The organism is Vibrio pomeroyi (assembly GCA_041879425.1).
Classification (GTDB): Bacteria; Pseudomonadota; Gammaproteobacteria; order Enterobacterales; family Vibrionaceae; genus Vibrio; species Vibrio pomeroyi_A.
Genome location: CP090855.1, coordinates 228,872 through 245,384, shown reverse-complemented (window position 1 = coordinate 245,384; position 16,513 = coordinate 228,872). Strand labels below are relative to the sequence as shown.

Here is a 16,513-nt window from a genome sequence, read left to right as displayed (position 1 = left end):
TGTCAGTACGGTCATTTAAGGAGTAAAAAACGTGGGATTCTTTTCTAGATTATTTGGTGGCAAAGAAAAAACCGAACAAAAAGTAGAAATTGAGCCAGTCGAATATAAAGGCTTCAATATCTATCAAGATGCCATTGCTGAATCTGGTCAATACCGTGTTGCTGGGCGAATCGAGAAAGAAATTGACGGTGAAATTAAAACTCATCGTTTTATTCGTTCAGATGTTGTTTCAAACAAAGAAGACGCCAACGAACTGATGCTCAAGAAATCGCAGATGTTCATCGACCAAATGGGCGACAACATATTTAGCTAGCCAATTAGGGTTAGAATTGATGTTGGTCATAATTTAGAGAGCTTTCAGTGTATATGCTGAAAGCTCTTTTTAGTTTTAGGGATAAAGAACAGCTAGTCGGTTGTTATTAAAAGGATTATTGGCAAGTGGTTTGACCTCTTTATTCGAGAGGGCCTTCATTTATCGAAATTAAGCGCTCAAATTCTATCCAAATCGTTATAAGTAATAACTTTTTCTGTTCTTTGAACAAAACGCTTGAAGTATTAGTTGTCGTTAGATACAAACGAATAAGTCATTGTGCCAATAGTTGAAGTGTCGCTATGCAAATTGGTGTAGCCAAGTGCGCTTACGACCTCTTTAATTTGTCTTTGGTAAGAATAATAATCACAAATTGATACACAAGGAGTCTAATTTGTTGATAGGTGTACCAAGAGAAACGCTCGCTGGTGAAACGCGAGTCGCTGCATCGCCGAAATCGGTCGAACAGCTTCTAAAGTTAGGATTTGAAGTTTGTGTTGAATCACAAGCAGGTGCGCTAGCAAGTTTTGATGATTCAGCTTATGAACAAGCTGGTGCAAAAGTTGTAAGCGCAGATGAAGCTTGGAAATCCGATATTATCTTTAAAGTTAACGCCCCGATCGTTGACGAATCTAATAATGAAATCGATCTACTTAAAGATGGCGCAACATTGGTCAGCTTTATTTGGCCTGCTCAAAACCCAGAATTAATGGAACAATTGTCCAGTCTTAACATCAATGTGATGGCGATGGATTCTGTGCCTCGTATTTCAAGAGCTCAAGCACTCGATGCGCTAAGTTCTATGGCAAACATCGCGGGTTATCGTGCAGTTGTTGAAGCGGCGCATGAATTTGGTCGATTCTTCACAGGTCAAATTACAGCGGCAGGTAAGGTTCCACCAGCGAAAGTACTGGTTGCAGGTGCGGGTGTTGCTGGTTTAGCGGCAATTGGTGCAGCAGGTAGCTTAGGTGCGATTGTTCGTTCATTCGATGTTCGTCCTGAAGTAAAAGAGCAAGTAGAGTCGATGGGCGCTGAATTCTTGGAAGTTGATTTCCAAGAAGATACAGGCGCTGGTGATGGCTATGCGAAAGAGATGTCTGAAGCATTCAATAAGAAAGCGGAAGAACTTTATGCGGCTCAAGCAAAAGACGTTGATATCATCATTACAACGGCACTGATTCCAGGTCGTCCTGCACCTAAGCTAATTACCAAAGAGATGGTAGATAGCATGAGTGCGGGTAGTGTGATTGTGGATCTGGCGGCTGCGAATGGCGGTAACTGTGAATACACGGTTGCGGATCAAGTCATCACTACTGCGAATGGCGTAAAAGTTGTTGGTTACACCGATATGGTTGGTCGTTTGCCGACTCAATCTTCTCAGCTGTACGCGACTAACCTCGTTAACTTGTTGAAACTGCTTTGCAAAGAGAAAGACGGCAACATCAATATCGACTTTGAAGATGTTGTGCTGCGCGGTGTTACTGTGGTTAAAGAGGGCGAAGTCACTTGGCCAGCGCCGCCAATTCAAGTTTCTGCTCAACCTCAACAACAAGCGAAACCAAAAGCGCCGAAACCCGAGCCTAAAGTTGCAGAACCTGTTTCTCCAATTAAGAAAGCAGCGGGTATGGCGGTTGCTGTTGGTGCATTCGCTTGGATAGCGTCGGTTGCTCCTGCTGCGTTCTTATCTCACTTTACCGTTTTTGTTCTCGCTTGTGTGGTGGGTTATTACGTAGTTTGGAATGTTAGCCATTCTCTTCATACGCCTTTGATGTCTGTAACGAATGCGATTTCAGGGATCATTGTGGTAGGTGCGCTATTACAGATTGGACAAGGAAGCGGCGTCGTCACTTTCCTATCTTTCATTGCCGTTTTAATTGCAAGTATCAATATCTTTGGTGGCTTTACCGTGACCAAACGTATGCTTGAAATGTTCCGTAAAGACTAAGGAGTAACAGATGTCTGAAGGATTAGTACAAGCAGCTTATATTGTTGCTGCTGTATTCTTTATTATGAGCTTGGCTGGATTATCGAAGCAGGAATCTGCACGTGCAGGTAACTATTACGGTATCACGGGTATGGCAATCGCGTTGATCGCGACGATCTTTGGCCCTCACTCAGCGGGTATTGTGTGGATCATCATCGCAATGGTGATCGGTGGTGGTATTGGTATCCACTACGCAAGAAAAGTAGAAATGACTGAAATGCCTGAGCTGGTGGCAATTCTGCACAGTTTCGTAGGTATGGCAGCGGTACTTGTGGGTTACAACAGCTACATCGATCCGCCAGCGGCTGTGTCACTTAACCCTGCTGATATTCATGCAGAACACGTGATCCATCTAGTAGAAGTATTCCTTGGTGTATTTATCGGTGCTGTGACGTTCACAGGTTCGATTGTTGCGTTTGGTAAGCTTCGCGGCGTTATCTCTTCGTCTGCACTGAACATTCCTCACAAGCACAAATGGAACCTAGCGGCTATCGTAGTTTCAACACTGCTTATGATCATGTTCGTGAAAGTAGACGGCAGCATGTTTGCACTGATGGTAATGACCCTTATCGCGTTCGCATTTGGTTACCACCTAGTGGCATCGATTGGTGGCGCAGATATGCCAGTGGTTGTTTCTATGCTGAACTCGTACTCAGGTTGGGCAGCAGCGGCGGCAGGTTTCATGCTTGCGAATGACTTGCTTATCGTAACCGGTGCATTGGTTGGTTCGTCTGGTGCGATTCTGTCTTACATCATGTGTAAAGCAATGAACCGCTCGTTCATTAGTGTTATTGCTGGTGGCTTTGGTCAAGAAGTCACAGTATCTGATGGCGATGAAGAGCAGGGTGAACACCGTGAAACTTCAGCTGAAGATGTGGCTGACATGCTTAAGAACTCTAAGTCAGTAATCATCACTCCGGGATACGGCATGGCAGTAGCTCAAGCTCAGTACCCAGTGCACGAAATCACTGAGAAGCTAAGAGCGCAGGGCGTAAATGTTCGATTTGGCATCCACCCAGTTGCGGGTAGGTTACCGGGTCACATGAACGTACTGCTTGCTGAAGCAAAAGTACCTTACGATATCGTTCTTGAAATGGACGAAATCAATGATGACTTCGATGAGACAGATACTGTATTGGTTATTGGTGCAAACGACACCGTGAACCCTGCAGCACTAGAAGATCCAAACAGCCCAATTGCTGGCATGCCAGTTCTGGAAGTTTGGAACGCTCAAAACGTTATCGTATTCAAACGTTCTATGAACACAGGCTACGCCGGTGTCCAAAACCCACTGTTCTTCAAAGAGAACACACAGATGCTGTTTGGCGATGCTAAACAGAGTTGTCTGGGGATTCTAGAGCACCTATAAGGTCTGCTCTAAAATTACTTGTAAACGAAGGAGCTCATTTGAGCTCCTTTTTTTGCTCGGCGGAAAGTCATTCTTTGATAATCATTCACATATAATCGCAAAGATATCATCAAGAAAGCTCCGCCCTTGGATTGATGTGTTATTAAATCAACGAACTAGTACGCATGCACGGTACCACCGTATTATCATGGAATTAATCGTTGATAGTCGCCATTCTCACTGTTTTTCATGCGGTTAAAAATTTATCTTTGATAGCGAATGGTATATATTTGATTGATCTATATGAATTTGCGCTGGTTTGTGATCATCAAAAGAAAATTTACGCTTCTTATCGCTACATTGTCAGTGTCAGTAAATGCTTTTGCTGACTCTTTGCCTGAGCGTATCGATAACTTCACCAAACTCTTTGATCATGAAACGGCAGTTGAATCTTATGACATTCGACTGCTTCAGGCTGACTATCCAACTCGCTTGATCATGCCGTCTTCAATGCTGCCACAAACGGCAGAGTATCCGCTAAAAGACATCCAACGCTTATACCAATTATCAAAAACGTGTAGCGGAAAGTTACCGTTAAGCCCTTTGATCACGGAGCCTTTGGTCTTTACACGTGCGATGTGTAAAGGCACCAAGCTTTCAGACCGTTGGTTTAGTCGTAGTGGTTTGATTCACCCAGGTGGTGGCTCTTACGCTGCTCGTTACGTTGAGAAATACCCAGAAAAGTTCGATTCTTTGAAGCGCTATATGCACATTCAAGAGCGACCAAACGCTGAACATGACGAATTGCTGTCGCGTCTGCAGCAGATGGATAACGAAGCCATTACTGCACTATTGGCGGGTGCGAGCATGTTTGTTGAACTGGACGAAATGTGGGTAAAACGCGGCGACAGATACTACCTGTATAAAGAATCAGTCTGGAACGAAAACGCCACGCTTGCAGGGTTGTCGTTTAGTTTGTCTTCAGAAGGAAACAGCTGTTTTGTTCAACGTGGCAACGTCTGTTGGGAAATAGAAGATCATTCAGAACTGCTACAAGTCGCCATGTTTATCTTGGTGATCGCCAACATCATGCTGGTGTTGGGTTGGGCCGTGTATCGTTGGAACAGTAAGAAACAAGAGATGAAGAGCCGTATGCTGGTTCTTCAAATTCTAACGCACGAATTAAGAACGCCGATTGCGAGTTTGTCATTGACGGTTGAAGGGTTCAGACGCGAGTTCGAACACTTACCAGAATCGGTATATGATGAGTTCCGCAGGTTGTGTGAAGATACTCGTCGTTTAAGACAGTTAGCTGAGGCAAGTAAAGACTATTTGCAGTCAGACAATCAACCACTTGCGACAGAGTGGGTGCCGAGTGTCGAAGAGTGGCTTCAGTACAAAGTTGAAGAAGATTTCGCGCCGGGAATTGAACTGCGTGTTAACAAAGATATTGCTGCAAAAGTAAACGTGTATTGGTTAGGGACGTGTATCGATAACCTGATCAGAAACGCTGTTAAATACGGTGTCGCACCAGTGATACTAGAACTGAATACTTCTGACAAGAAGCTGACATTCAAAGTTATAGATAATGGAGACTTGTCCCGCAAAGATTGGGGGCAACTAAGAAAGCCATTCGTTAGTAAGAGTGGACTCGGTTTAGGTCTGACGATAGTGGAATCTATGGTCGGAAAAATGGGCGGTCACATGACGCTTATCGGCCCCCCAACAACATTTATTTTGGAGATACCTTGTGAAACAGACATTGCTTCTCGTTGAAGATGATAAAAATTTAGCTGACGGTTTATTAGTTAGCCTTGAGCAAGCTGGATATGAATGTTTGCATGCTGAGCTGATCTCTGAAGTTGAAGGCTATTGGGAACAAGCGGATCTGGTTATCCTAGACCGTCAACTTCCTGATGGTGACTCAGTAGATTCACTTCCTGGTTGGAAGAAAAAGAAAGATATCCCTGTAATTTTGCTAACAGCATTAGTTACAGTAAAGGACAAAGTAGCGGGCCTAGATTCAGGCGCTAACGACTACCTAACTAAGCCGTTTGCAGAAGCAGAGCTGTTTGCTCGTATTCGTGCTCAACTTCGCTTACCAGATGCTGAAGAACAAGATGCATCAAAAGTCATCGCTCAAAATCTTGTTATCGATAAAGCAACTCGTGAAGTGTTTTTTAACGAACAAGAAGTAACATTAACACGTACAGAGTTTGACTTACTATTGTTCTTGGCAAGCAACCTTGGTCGCGTTTTCACTCGTGACGAGCTGCTTGATCACGTATGGGGTTACAACCACTTCCCAACAACACGTACAGTAGACACACACGTTCTGCAACTTAGACAGAAACTGCCGGGTCTAGAAATCGAAACGCTACGTGGCGTTGGCTACAAGATGAAAGCGTAATGAAAAAAGCCTTACTTCCACTATTATTGCTGTCTGGCGTGTTCAATAACGCGCACGCTGCAGATTGGTTTAAGAACAGTGATGCTCTAACCCAAGTACACAAACATCTACTGGATAACGATTTGTCTCAGATGTTTGATTCATTAGTGGAAGTTTGGCAGATCAATGCTTCTCAGTCTCGAGAAGATCACCTCAATGAATTGTTTGACCAAGCGTTGAATAAAGATTGTGGAAAAACCCTCACCAAAAAGACATTACCGGATTGGGTCAGTTCGGTGGTCGTGAAAAGACACGTCATTCAAAGCCCGGGGCGAGATACATTCCGTGTTGCGATAGAGGTCGAATCTGATAACAACATTCAAGATATCACCTTCGAAAAATGGGTCGATAAAGTTGTCTCGTCTGATAGCGAATTCACCAAAGAGAACGAAGTCGTCAACAACGCCTCAGTTAACTTGTATCGCAAGCGCTATAACTTAGCGTCTCAGCTTGACTCAGGTCTGTATCGTTTAAACGTGAAAGGTGATGGCGGTAACTCTTGGAGCACGTGGGTTATTCTTGGTGAAGTTGCCATGCGTCAGCAAGTTCGCTGGGCATCTAAAGACACGTGGCGTATCGATAAGAAAGAACTGCTTAACCCTTATTGTCCACTTCCCAAACTTGAAGTTGGTTTGTACGATTATGTCGACGAACACTATGAAGAGGTCTGGGGAAAGAGTTATGAATCTGATTACCCGATGAATCTTACGGGTGAAGATCTACCCAATGATCGCTACGTACTTGCCGTTTCAATGGTGCATTCGCGTTGGCAAGGTGACATAGCGATAGAACAAGCACAAACTATCAGTAAAACTTATGATATTTCTAGCGAAGAAGAGTTAAAGTAATTTAAAATTGTGCCGTTAACTATGTAAGGGATCTAACAAAGATAAACGGCATGAAAAAAACTACTAAACTACTCGCAGCGTCAATTGCATTCGCCAGTCTTCCTCTTTCAGCAGCAAACTACGCCATTGAAGCGCGTGGTGATGCGATGGGTGGTGTTGGTGTTGTTTCTGCAAACTTCTTAACCGCTCCATTCTACAACCCAGCGTTGGTTGCGATTTATCGTCGTAACGATGACATGGGCATGATCACACCAAGTTTTGGTGGTAGTTATAACGACCCTGATGACATGAAATCGAATATCGATAATGTTATCGACGCAACAAACACAGCAGATCTAAATGCTGCCCTTGATAAGCTCGATGGCAATCAAGCGAACGTTGAACTCGGTGGTGTTGTCGCATTTGCTCTTCCAAACCAGTTTGTCGCGGCAAACCTTTTCGCAAAAGCCTACACAGAATCATTTGCCACACCTGACGTTTATACCACGGGTTCAGATACAGATAAGCTTGAGTTATCTACGGTTGAAGCCGTTTCTATCGGTGTTACAGAAGTTGGTCTTTCTTTAGCTAAATACCAAACCTTTATGGGCCAACACATCTCATTTGGTGTCACACCTAAGATTCAACGTATTTACACGTACAATTACATCGCTTCGGTTAATGATTACGACTTGTCTGACGTAAGAGAAAATGGTGATGGTGAGACGGCATTTAACATGGATGCTGGCGCGCTTTGGTTCTTTGGTCCGTTTCGTGTAGGTGTTGCAGCAACAAACTTGATCTCTCGAGATATCGAAACGAAAGATACTTCAAAAACAATCACAAGCACTAGTGGTGCAACTCATCAAGTAGGCGGTAAATACACTTACCAACTTGAGCCGGTATACACTGTTGGTGCTGGTATCGTGTCTGACTACTTTACGTTAAGTGTCGATTACGATTTGAATGAGACAGAAAAGTTCACGTCATTTGATGATAACGAACAGATGATTCGTGTGGGTACTGAAGTCGACTTGCTACGTCAGCTTAAGTTAAGGGGAGGGTACTACAAGAACCTGGCTTATTCGGATTCAGAAGGAACAGTCACAGCCGGTATTGGTTTGTCTCCGCTTAATTTATTCCAGTTAGATATCAGTGCTAACTACACGAATGAAAATGCGATGGGTGCTTCAATCAATTTCCTTGCTAGTTACTAACAGTCCTTATATAGTTCTGCTCCTAAACAAAGGAGCAGAGCATGCTAAACGACTTACCAACCCTTTCTCACGAAGAACAACAGAAAGCTGTTGAACGAATTCAAGAAATGATGACTCAGGGCGTCAGCACAGCACAAGCTATCAAAATCGTTGCTGAGCAAATTCGTGAAGAAATGAGTAATAAAGAAGAGTAGGGCATCAGCCCTTCTTTTTTACCTATCTAGTGCACCATAACTAAATATATTACCCTCTAGTATATTATCTCGTTCATACCAATACTCTATTCACCCTAAGTCCCGACCTGTCCAAAACGCTTAAATTGAGCTTATTCAGTTAGTTACGTCAGAGTAATCCACTTTGTTGGTTTGCCTTGCTTACTATTTGTAATTTAATTACAAATAGATCTGAAAGTAAAACAACTATCATTTTAGGTGTCAGAATTTATGTCACCATGTCTAAGTGGTTAAAAATATGGCGTTTTATCAGTCTGGTGACGCTGTGACTTCGATTTTGAAAGCATATGATCAGGAGAATGTGCGCGAATAGATGATTGGCATTTGAACTAAGAACAGAGCTAAATAAGTAGTAACCGAACTGATTAATACCGATAGCGGGATCGATTTAACTCGGCTTCAGCCAATCTTAGTTGGTCAAATATGCGAATTTAAGAATAGATATTTAGGAACATAGAGACGCAAAGAAGCTCTTAATAGGGCTGTGATCTGGGAGGATACAATCACCCTGAGAGTCGTACTGTCGCGTTATTCAGGGTAAGAAGAGGGAGTATAAAGGTGTGAGTCGATCGGAGTAGCTATGTCGAGTCAGCAAAGCTTATTTGTGACTTCGTTTATCAGGTGTTGAGAATCTATTGGCTACTATACGATACAGATAGCGACAGAGCGTTAATTGAGTGTTGTATAGCTTTAGCTGTAGTCTCACGAACCTTAATAAGACGTAACGACCTGGTTTCGTCCGTTGTCCTTGGCTTGATAGAGCGCCTGATCTGCGCGTTTAATGGCAGAACGAATTGATTCATTCTGTGTCAGTTGTGTAAATCCAGCAGATACAGTGATCGCAAGTTTAAATGGCCAATAACTTTGCTCAAGAGCATCATAGAGACTAGTGATACTTTCGTTACACTGTAGCGTTCTTTGATCGATGCAGACAAGTAAAAACTCCTCACCACCCCAACGATACAATAAGTAGTGCTCTCCGAGGCTATCGGTTGCTGTAGAGACAAACTGAATCAGAACCTGATCACCCACTTCATGGCCGTATTGGTCGTTTACTTGCTTGAAATGGTCTAGGTCGAATAGAGCGATATGAATCGACTTACCTTGTTGCGCAAGACGTTCAAAATCATAGAAAGTATCCAACGCTTCTGTTCTGTTTCTGCAGCCAGTTAAAGGGTCGGTTGTTGCCTTTACCTTTAACTCTTCGATCTCTTGGGTTAACAAATGCCTTTGTTCTGCCGCAACGTTTTTCGCTCGCTTGGCGATGTATAAAGCACAAGATATGTAGTAGAGCGCGTACATCACCCATAATCCGATCAACATCTTTCCTAGCACAACACGGTCCATCGTCTTGCCATGGAATACAATACTTTTCACCGTGAGCTTATGGTGACCGTCAAGTGTGCTAGCGCCAAGTCCAAGCTCAACGGACACGGCATTGGTAATGTCTACCGCGCTATTAGTAATAGGGTGGTTGTAATAGTCAATCCACCAAAGCGAAACATTGAAGTAATCTAAATCGATGTTGCCTATATCGGGTAACGAGAAATCTAAGCGATTGAACTTGTTAGACATCGCGTCCCCTTGAACGCTGTAGTTCTCATCGTAGTTACGAATGTAGAAGCGAAATCTAGGGTTCTCTTGGCCTTGGTAATCCATGTTGATAGTGACTGAATCATAGTTAGAGAGATCGAGCCCTTTGCCCTCTGTCGATATTACGAATTCAATCTCGCAGAATGGAGCGCTATAAGTTCGCTTAAAGTCACACTGTAACTCAACCTCATCTTTTGACTTGTACAGTGAGCCTATAGTGCCACCATCATGGTCTCTGTCAGTGTTAACAAGGGTCGGGTATCTGTCTGGTGTGATGATGTAGTTCTTATCCATGATCGTACGAAAAGAGATCAACGACAGCAGGGTGACTGCCAGGCAAAAAACAGAAAGGAATATGTTGAGTTGTCTGAAAGCTTTATCGCTCATAATATTAATCCGTACGCGTGACTGTGTGATTATGCGCGATGCCTTATTTTGGCGCAACCAAAGATTACTTTTGAATAGCGGTGTTGTGGAATCGTAGCATCCAAAAACGAAGAAACAGCCGACTTTTATACAGGAAACAGACTTATTAAACTCATAATGAGATCAAAACACCCTCGTATATTGTTTTTGCTTGATATTTAATCAATAAGTACGGTTTTTACGGGGTTAATAATTTATCTGTATAAATACACAGTTAAATGGGAGGTGCATGTTTTGTTGCGTACAGAACTAAGAGAGCGGTTATGGAGTCAAATTTGCCCCGATGTAATGGACGTTCAGTCATAATACTTATAATTCTCGAGTACATTTGCGTTGCAGTGTCACTTTTCTACAAGAACGGAAGCAGAGGACTATTGCTCAGAACAGAACGGAATTTCTACGCGGTGTGAATAACATTAGAAATCGATTGTCGTATAAGCTTGGCACTCCAATAACTTTTGATGAGGCATTTAAACTGGCAGGATTCGCCGCTGCTGGATGTATCGATTTTTCTGATAGCGCAATTTATTTGGATAAATCGAGGTCTTTTCATGAATATGGTATTGAAGGTGTAATCCAAGAAGTTTTCGAAAATACAGCTCAAGATTTATTGTACTTGCTGGATGATGAGAGTTTTCTCGAGAACTGTGTAAGCGTACGAAATTCCTAACGAGTCTGAATTGGCAGGTAACTCTAAACACAATTCAGCGTGTGGAGTTGATTCAAAACATGCTCGTGTGTGTGAAATCTGAAGCGAAACGAACAGCGATACACACAAGATTGACACACAGTACCTCTAATCATTGGTGTAAATAGAAGTAGTGATGAGTTGAATCAGGCAGAACAAAAGTTCTTGTTATAAAGTTGCTGTCTAGAACGATGTAGACGTTGGCCATGTCAACGCGTTTAAATAGACAGAGAAAATCCATAAAACCCACAACATGAAGGACTTAATCCGGCGTTGTGTGCAAAATCCGTAAGGGCTAAGGTGCTGAATAGTCTCAGATTTTAATGCCCAACACTACGCATTATGTCTGATTATGTTTAATGGTGCATATCTTATAAATTCAGTGCAACCTCTTGTATTTAGAGGTTTTATCATTGAAGTATCGCGAAATGAGTAAGAATTACATTTTTCGAGAGTTAGAGTGCCAAATGACAAAGGAAGAGGTCGCTGAACTGTGTTTTAAAACTGTGAGGACTGTCACGGGTTGGGACGAAGGAAAACCGATACCTCCGGAGTGTAAAAGGCTTATGCGTATGGCAAAAGGTCGGGAACTCAGCGTAAGTGATGATTGGGAACAGTTCAAAATGTTATATGACAGTATGGAGTTGCCGACAGGCCAAGTCGTGAGGCCACAACAAATATTAGCAGGGATTGCGCTCTTGGGAATTCAATCTGAATTAGAGATTAAAACCTCAACCCATCTACTTGGATTAGCCAGAGCGATAGCGAATATTAAAAAATAGCATTAGAAAAGCATGGACAACTCAGTTGAGTTCTAAGATGAGTCTAATTTTCTTCATCTTTAATCTTCTGATTTTATTAGAATTATCAATAATAATGAGTAAAATTGAGTTGGTCGCTACAAGATGTTAACTGTCTTAAAAAATGACCATGGATTCGTGTAGAGTATGGGTTTATTTTCTTGGATAGGTATTGTTTATGAAAAACTCAATGCTCCTCTCATTAATTTTAATGACTTCTGTTTCTGTTCACGCAAAATTTTTCCCTAGCTCCTATGTTGACCCCATTAGTGATAAACAGGTGTATGTACAAAAAACTTACTCTGATAATGCACAGTTTGGTTTTAGGTGTGATTCTGCAAGACGATCTAACGAAATGTATGTTGTATTCGGCAACAAAGATACAGGGAGTTATATTGCAGGGGCTAACAGTAAGTTAAATGTAAAACTTAGGGTTGATAGGGGCAAGGTACATAGCTTAGAAGCCGTAATGTCTAACTCAAACAGCAAATTTGTTTTCATTCAGAAACCAAGTAAAGGCTTAATGAAAGAGTTAAAAGCTGGGAGCAATGTACATTTACGGGCATTTAAGTACGGTAGCAAGGTTTACGAACATGCGTTTAATTTGAGTGGTTCGAGTCGTGCTATTGACGAAGTGAGTAGCCGTTGTGATCTCATTTATCAAAGTGATTCTTACTCTCTGCTAAATCGAGAAATTATGCAGCTTAAGAGGGAGCGAGATATAGAGATTAGAAGGATTGAAAGGGAATATAGTAAGAAAATTGCTGAAGTTAGAGCGCAATATCATTAATTGACGAACCTCCTTTTTGCTCATATCAGGAGAAAGAAGCCGGACTCATTGAGTTCGGCTTTTTTAATTTATGAATTATCAAATTGAGTAGTCTTGAAGGTTAGATAAAAAAAAGGCTACTGTTAAGTAGCCTCTTTGATCAATTTGTTACTAATTGAAAATCATCAATCATATGTTCGACATCGAACTCTGCAAATTTCAGTATATCTTGTTTGTTCTTGTAAGGAAGAACCTTAACACCGAGTTCTTTCATACCATTGTGAACAGTCTCAAAAGCGGTTAAAAACTCATCTTTTTTGCTTCTTGGTTCTTCAATCGTAAACAAAAAATCATCTTGTTGGACAGTGCGAGCTTGTAATAAGTGTTTTACTCGAGAAATCCAACGGTCTCCATGATCAACAAGTGCTAATGGAGTTTTTTGGTCGAATGCCAAAGGTTTTATTGCCTTAATCACATCTGCTTCTTTAGCAACTAAAGGCATTTTAAATTGGCTGAATCCAGTATTAAGACTTTGCTCTTTATAACGAACAGTTAAATTACTAATCAATTCTTTCCGTAATACTCTAACCATCTGCTGTTCACGGTATTCTTTCGTGTCTTTGAAATCTCTACCAATAAAGCGGTCAAATAACTGCTCTACGGCAAGTTCAGCATCTTCGGCCATCATTACACTAAGATCACCAAAGGTCATCAAGCCTTCTCGAGTTCTTGTTACTTCTTGCATTATATCAACGAGCTCTTGTCCGCTAATATTGTTCGCGTAATTTTGAACATAGCAAAGTTCATCTTCAAAATTAGCTATAGCTTGTTTATAAAGCTGTCCTTCAAGGTCATCAAAAAAGTCTGTAACTCTTTTAAAGCGTGCAGGGGCCAGCTTATAACTAACAAAACCTGTTTTTGGAGCAAACGCAAGGATACCAACATTGGCAAACTCTGATGTTTCTGCGAATGGCATAAAGCGAACAATCGCGAATTGTAATGCTATTTTCATGATATGTCCTCCCAAAATGGCTCATCTAGAAATTGTTGCAATACTAACGTAATTTCACGATGAATAGTATCTTTAGAATACAACTCTAACCACTCATCTGGAATCTTTTCGATGATTGCATCGATACCTTCTAGAGCGCCTTGAAACTTTTGTGTATAGATTTCTCTATCGACTAGATCTAAACCTTCCCAGTAATCACAACAAACATGCTCAGTTACATGCTCTTCTGCTTTAAAGTCATCAGCAAACGCTAAATTATGATCAACAACACAAGTGTTTCTAGTCCGTTGCTCTAAGAAAAAGTTGGGGTTTCCGCCACTACTAGTTAGATTCCGGTCATTATTTTTTATCCAATAGTCAAAAATAAATAAATCTCGTAGTAACTGGTTATGTACACCCTTAACTTGATTGTAGGTTATTTCTTGGAGGTTCGGCATGTATAGTGACGCGAAACAATAACCTGCTTCTAAGCCAAATGTCCCAAACTCAACAAGGTCATGATCAAGCCAAGCAATCTTAAAGTCAGGGATGGGTAAGCCAAAGTCTTTTGCTAAATGGGCAACAATCCACTCTTTTACAAGTCCAGCGCATGTTGCGCTACTGCCTTTTACTACATATTGCTTACCATCATCACCTTTGCACAAGTATGGGTTGGTTCTCCCTTGTGCCATTTTTCTAGTTATTGTTTCTATTGCTATCACGATAGTGTCACCAGATATAGTGAGGTTATAAGTGCTTGATTGGATATTACCACAACTAACTGTATGAATTAATTGATTGTGTATTTGAGTTTAGCGATTGTTGATAGATAGGTCGAATTTACCCCCGTGATACAACACGGGGGTTGGCTTCCTCCCGCCGCGCTCGTCCTCCTCAGTCTTCGTCGTCCTCACTTGTTGTCCGTCAGCACTGAAAAGAGATCCTTTTCGACACTCAAATGATCTTAAAGAAAGCCAGTGAACACAAAAAAGCCTTACCGATGTGGCAAGGCCTTAAAGAGCGATTCTGGCAGTGTGAGGGCGGGTGCTACTTAGATTGGCATTGGCAGTTAGAAACACTCACCAGTCGAGACATACGGACTAATAACCTCTACGGTGTGGCTCGGTGCCTCGTTCGCGCTTCGCACTCTCTTATCCCTGCGGGGCTAGTTAAAACAGACTGACATCTGCTCGACTCACTTCTGGCAAAGAGGCCGCCGCAGCTGCGTAGGGTTTGCATGTTATCAACTTTGACAGCTGGCCTCTGTTCAGCTTCAACAAGCAATCATCAATTCGGTCGTACGTAATGTCGTAAGCTTTTAGGAAGTTTTCGTTTACAGAATAGAAACCATCGAGCGCTTCCACCTCGATGCTAACTTGTCGCTCTATAGTGCCGTTTTTGATAGCGAAGTTCACACCCGTAACAAACGCTTTCTTGATTCCTTCAAAGGGAAGTACCTCAGCTATAGGAACATGAGAAAGGCTATCTTCGTCAGTGCTTTTACTGCTATCCCCACTAGAAGATACATCCCCAGAAGTTTCACTATTTTTGCTAGGTAGTGTTTCATTTTGCTTAGGAACGGGAGCTGAAGGCGTTGCTTGTCCCGCTTCCTCCACCGTCTCAGTAGTTTCAAAATAACGATTGGATAAGTCATAGATTATGTACCCGAAACAGAATATGGATAAAAGGAAAACCAAAATAGCTTTAGGGTTACGAAAAAGCGTATTCATGGCGAGTTGTTGTTTGGCGCTGCCTGTCCCCGTAGATTTGTAGAGCAGGAAAGAGTCTAAAGGGATTTTTTGATTGGTTAAGTTGACGTCCTTTTTCTTAGGAATGGCTGGCGTTGTTACTGCTTTGTCATGCTTCCATATATAAGGATTTCGCTTTGTCCAAAAGAACTGGTCACGCCCTTTATGAAAGAAGTTCTGGTTAGCACATGCCTTGATTCCTGAATCGATTTGCTTCCAATCTGGTGAAAGCAATTCGATATCCCAATCATACTTTCGGTGCCTCATGAATCCTTCATTAAAGCTATGAGGATAGATAATTCTTCCTTCAGAATCGTACTCAGCGATTCCACGATCATCTATCTCTGAATCTTGTAATGCGTCCATGTTCGCAGGTGTGTAACGAGAGTTGAAAAAGCGCTCATAATCTTTCGGCAATAAACCGTCTTGTGGTGATTGCGTGATGAAGTCAGAGAGCGGTTTATACTTAACTTTGCGTATATCAAAACCCACGTTTTTAGAGAATATGTCCTGACACTCATCGATTACAATTAGCGCACCAATAGGGCACCAACAGAAAAAGTGAGTCCAAAGGTGAACGCCTGATTCATCCCTAGAGCTAACGCGGAAGAGTTTAGCGGTACTAGGAAACTTAATATCAAACCGTTCTTCAATGACGGATAAAGGCTGCATACCTTCGATGTTAGTCACAACTGTTCTACCTGCCTTTAAAGCTTGGTAGATAGAAAAGTAAGCCGTATATGCTGACTTGTAAGAGCCGTTAGCGCCTGTTCTTATAGTGATAGCCATTATCTAGATAACCTCATCACTAAAGCGGTCGTGAAGAAGTTAGCCCAGACAGCAAGGCCTTGAGGGACGCCAAACTTAAACGCATAAAACCTCAACTCGTCAGGCAAAGCATTAAAAGCTTTAGACAGAATGTCGTTAAAGCCGATCTCTTTTAAGAGGATTTGAGCCGAGTTATAAGAGAGCTTGATAAACTCCAATTCAGCTTTCAATTTCATCTTAATCATGAAAATCTGAATGTATGAAAAGAGGTCTAGCGTCATTTGGGGAATAGCTTTAAAGAAGTCAGTAATGAATGACATCTGTAAGCTAATCCAATCAATAAAAGAGTAGATGTAATCCAT

16 protein-coding genes are annotated in these 16,513 nt (G+C 41.9%); 11 read left to right on the top strand and 5 right to left on the bottom strand.

The genetic code is table 11. The annotated features are described in order from the left end of the window. Positions 1-31: 31 nt before the first annotated feature. From L0992_17090 to L0992_17055, 8 genes are all read left to right on the top strand, one after another. Positions 32-313 carry an HlyU family transcriptional regulator gene (locus L0992_17090; GenBank protein XGB69758.1) on the top strand — a complete coding sequence of 94 codons (282 nt, stop codon included), beginning with the start codon at positions 32-34 and terminating at the stop codon, positions 311-313. Positions 314-704: 391 nt separating this feature from the next. After that, positions 705-2,255 carry a Re/Si-specific NAD(P)(+) transhydrogenase subunit alpha gene (pntA, locus tag L0992_17085; protein ID XGB69757.1) on the top strand — a complete coding sequence of 517 codons (1,551 nt, stop codon included), beginning with the start codon at positions 705-707 and terminating at the stop codon, positions 2,253-2,255. A gap of 10 nt (positions 2,256-2,265) precedes the next feature. After that, the gene (gene pntB, locus L0992_17080; GenBank protein XGB69756.1) at positions 2,266-3,663 is read left to right on the top strand and encodes a Re/Si-specific NAD(P)(+) transhydrogenase subunit beta; all 1,398 of its coding nucleotides are present in this window, start codon (positions 2,266-2,268) and stop codon (positions 3,661-3,663) included. 282 nt (positions 3,664-3,945) lie between these two features. Further along, positions 3,946-5,418 carry a sensor histidine kinase gene (locus L0992_17075; protein ID XGB69755.1) on the top strand — a complete coding sequence of 491 codons (1,473 nt, stop codon included), beginning with the start codon at positions 3,946-3,948 and terminating at the stop codon, positions 5,416-5,418. After that, a complete protein-coding gene (locus L0992_17070; protein XGB69754.1) occupies positions 5,393-6,052 on the top strand; it encodes a response regulator transcription factor in 660 nt (219 codons plus the stop codon). Before L0992_17075 ends, L0992_17070 begins: the two co-directional genes overlap by 26 nt. Next, positions 6,052-6,939 carry a DUF2861 family protein gene (locus L0992_17065; protein ID XGB69753.1) on the top strand — a complete coding sequence of 296 codons (888 nt, stop codon included), beginning with the start codon at positions 6,052-6,054 and terminating at the stop codon, positions 6,937-6,939. The genes L0992_17070 and L0992_17065 overlap by 1 nt, the downstream gene beginning before the upstream one ends. Before the next feature lie 50 nt (positions 6,940-6,989). Further along, positions 6,990-8,135: a conjugal transfer protein TraF gene (locus L0992_17060; protein XGB69752.1), complete on the top strand. Its 1,146-nt coding sequence runs from the start codon at positions 6,990-6,992 to the stop codon at positions 8,133-8,135. 41 nt (positions 8,136-8,176) lie between these two features. Then, complete coding sequence (locus L0992_17055) at positions 8,177-8,329, top strand: YoaH family protein (protein ID XGB69751.1); 153 nt, start codon at positions 8,177-8,179, stop codon at positions 8,327-8,329. A 750-nt stretch (positions 8,330-9,079) separates the two neighbouring features. Here L0992_17055 and L0992_17050 read toward each other — a convergent pair. Further along, on the bottom strand, positions 9,080-10,348 hold the full coding sequence (locus L0992_17050) for a GGDEF domain-containing protein (protein XGB69750.1): 1,269 nt from the start codon (positions 10,346-10,348) through the stop codon (positions 9,080-9,082). Positions 10,349-11,488: 1,140 nt separating this feature from the next. Here L0992_17050 and L0992_17045 point away from each other — a divergent pair. Further along, the gene (locus tag L0992_17045; protein XGB69749.1) at positions 11,489-11,857 is read left to right on the top strand and encodes a phage protein; all 369 of its coding nucleotides are present in this window, start codon (positions 11,489-11,491) and stop codon (positions 11,855-11,857) included. Between the two features lie 196 nt (positions 11,858-12,053). Further along, positions 12,054-12,665 (top strand): hypothetical protein, encoded by a 612-nt coding sequence (locus L0992_17040; GenBank protein XGB69748.1) that lies wholly within the window; start codon positions 12,054-12,056, stop codon positions 12,663-12,665. 139 nt (positions 12,666-12,804) lie between these two features. On the opposite strand, the gene L0992_17035 is transcribed toward L0992_17040, so the two are convergent. Then, positions 12,805-13,656 carry a DUF3037 domain-containing protein gene (locus tag L0992_17035; GenBank protein ID XGB69747.1) on the bottom strand — a complete coding sequence of 284 codons (852 nt, stop codon included), beginning with the start codon at positions 13,654-13,656 and terminating at the stop codon, positions 12,805-12,807. Then, complete coding sequence (locus L0992_17030; GenBank protein ID XGB69746.1) at positions 13,653-14,357, bottom strand: hypothetical protein; 705 nt, start codon at positions 14,355-14,357, stop codon at positions 13,653-13,655. Before L0992_17030 ends, L0992_17035 begins: the two co-directional genes overlap by 4 nt. A 236-nt stretch (positions 14,358-14,593) precedes the next feature. Here L0992_17030 and L0992_17025 point away from each other — a divergent pair, with 236 nt between their 5' ends. Beyond that, positions 14,594-14,818, top strand: coding sequence for a hypothetical protein (locus tag L0992_17025; GenBank protein XGB69745.1), 225 nt, complete (start codon positions 14,594-14,596; stop codon positions 14,816-14,818). Here L0992_17025 and L0992_17020 read toward each other — a convergent pair. Next, complete coding sequence (locus tag L0992_17020; protein XGB69744.1) at positions 14,805-16,172, bottom strand: toxin; 1,368 nt, start codon at positions 16,170-16,172, stop codon at positions 14,805-14,807. The two genes, L0992_17025 and L0992_17020, sit on opposite strands and share 14 nt — an antisense overlap. After that, positions 16,172-16,513, bottom strand: coding sequence for a DUF2523 domain-containing protein (locus L0992_17015; GenBank protein XGB69743.1), 342 nt, complete (start codon positions 16,511-16,513; stop codon positions 16,172-16,174). Before L0992_17015 ends, L0992_17020 begins: the two co-directional genes overlap by 1 nt.

Bases quoted from the DNA above. Each gene is read 5' to 3' on its own strand.
- pntB (XGB69756.1), top strand. From the start codon at position 2,266: ATGTCTGAAGGATTAGTACAAGCAGCTTATATTGTTGCTGCTGTATTC.
- L0992_17075 (XGB69755.1), top strand. From the start codon at position 3,946: ATGAATTTGCGCTGGTTTGTGATCATCAAAAGAAAATTTACGCTTCTT.
- L0992_17065 (XGB69753.1), top strand. From the start codon at position 6,052: ATGAAAAAAGCCTTACTTCCACTATTATTGCTGTCTGGCGTGTTCAAT.
- L0992_17060 (XGB69752.1), top strand. From the start codon at position 6,990: ATGAAAAAAACTACTAAACTACTCGCAGCGTCAATTGCATTCGCCAGT.
- L0992_17055 (XGB69751.1), top strand. From the start codon at position 8,177: ATGCTAAACGACTTACCAACCCTTTCTCACGAAGAACAACAGAAAGCT.
- L0992_17050 (XGB69750.1), bottom strand. From the start codon at position 10,348: ATGAGCGATAAAGCTTTCAGACAACTCAACATATTCCTTTCTGTTTTT.
- L0992_17040 (XGB69748.1), top strand. From the start codon at position 12,054: ATGAAAAACTCAATGCTCCTCTCATTAATTTTAATGACTTCTGTTTCT.
- L0992_17035 (XGB69747.1), bottom strand. From the start codon at position 13,656: ATGAAAATAGCATTACAATTCGCGATTGTTCGCTTTATGCCATTCGCA.
- L0992_17025 (XGB69745.1), top strand. From the start codon at position 14,594: ATGATCTTAAAGAAAGCCAGTGAACACAAAAAAGCCTTACCGATGTGG.
- L0992_17020 (XGB69744.1), bottom strand. From the start codon at position 16,172: ATGGCTATCACTATAAGAACAGGCGCTAACGGCTCTTACAAGTCAGCA.
- L0992_17015 (XGB69743.1), bottom strand. From the start codon at position 16,513: ATGGATTACATCTACTCTTTTATTGATTGGATTAGCTTACAGATGTCA.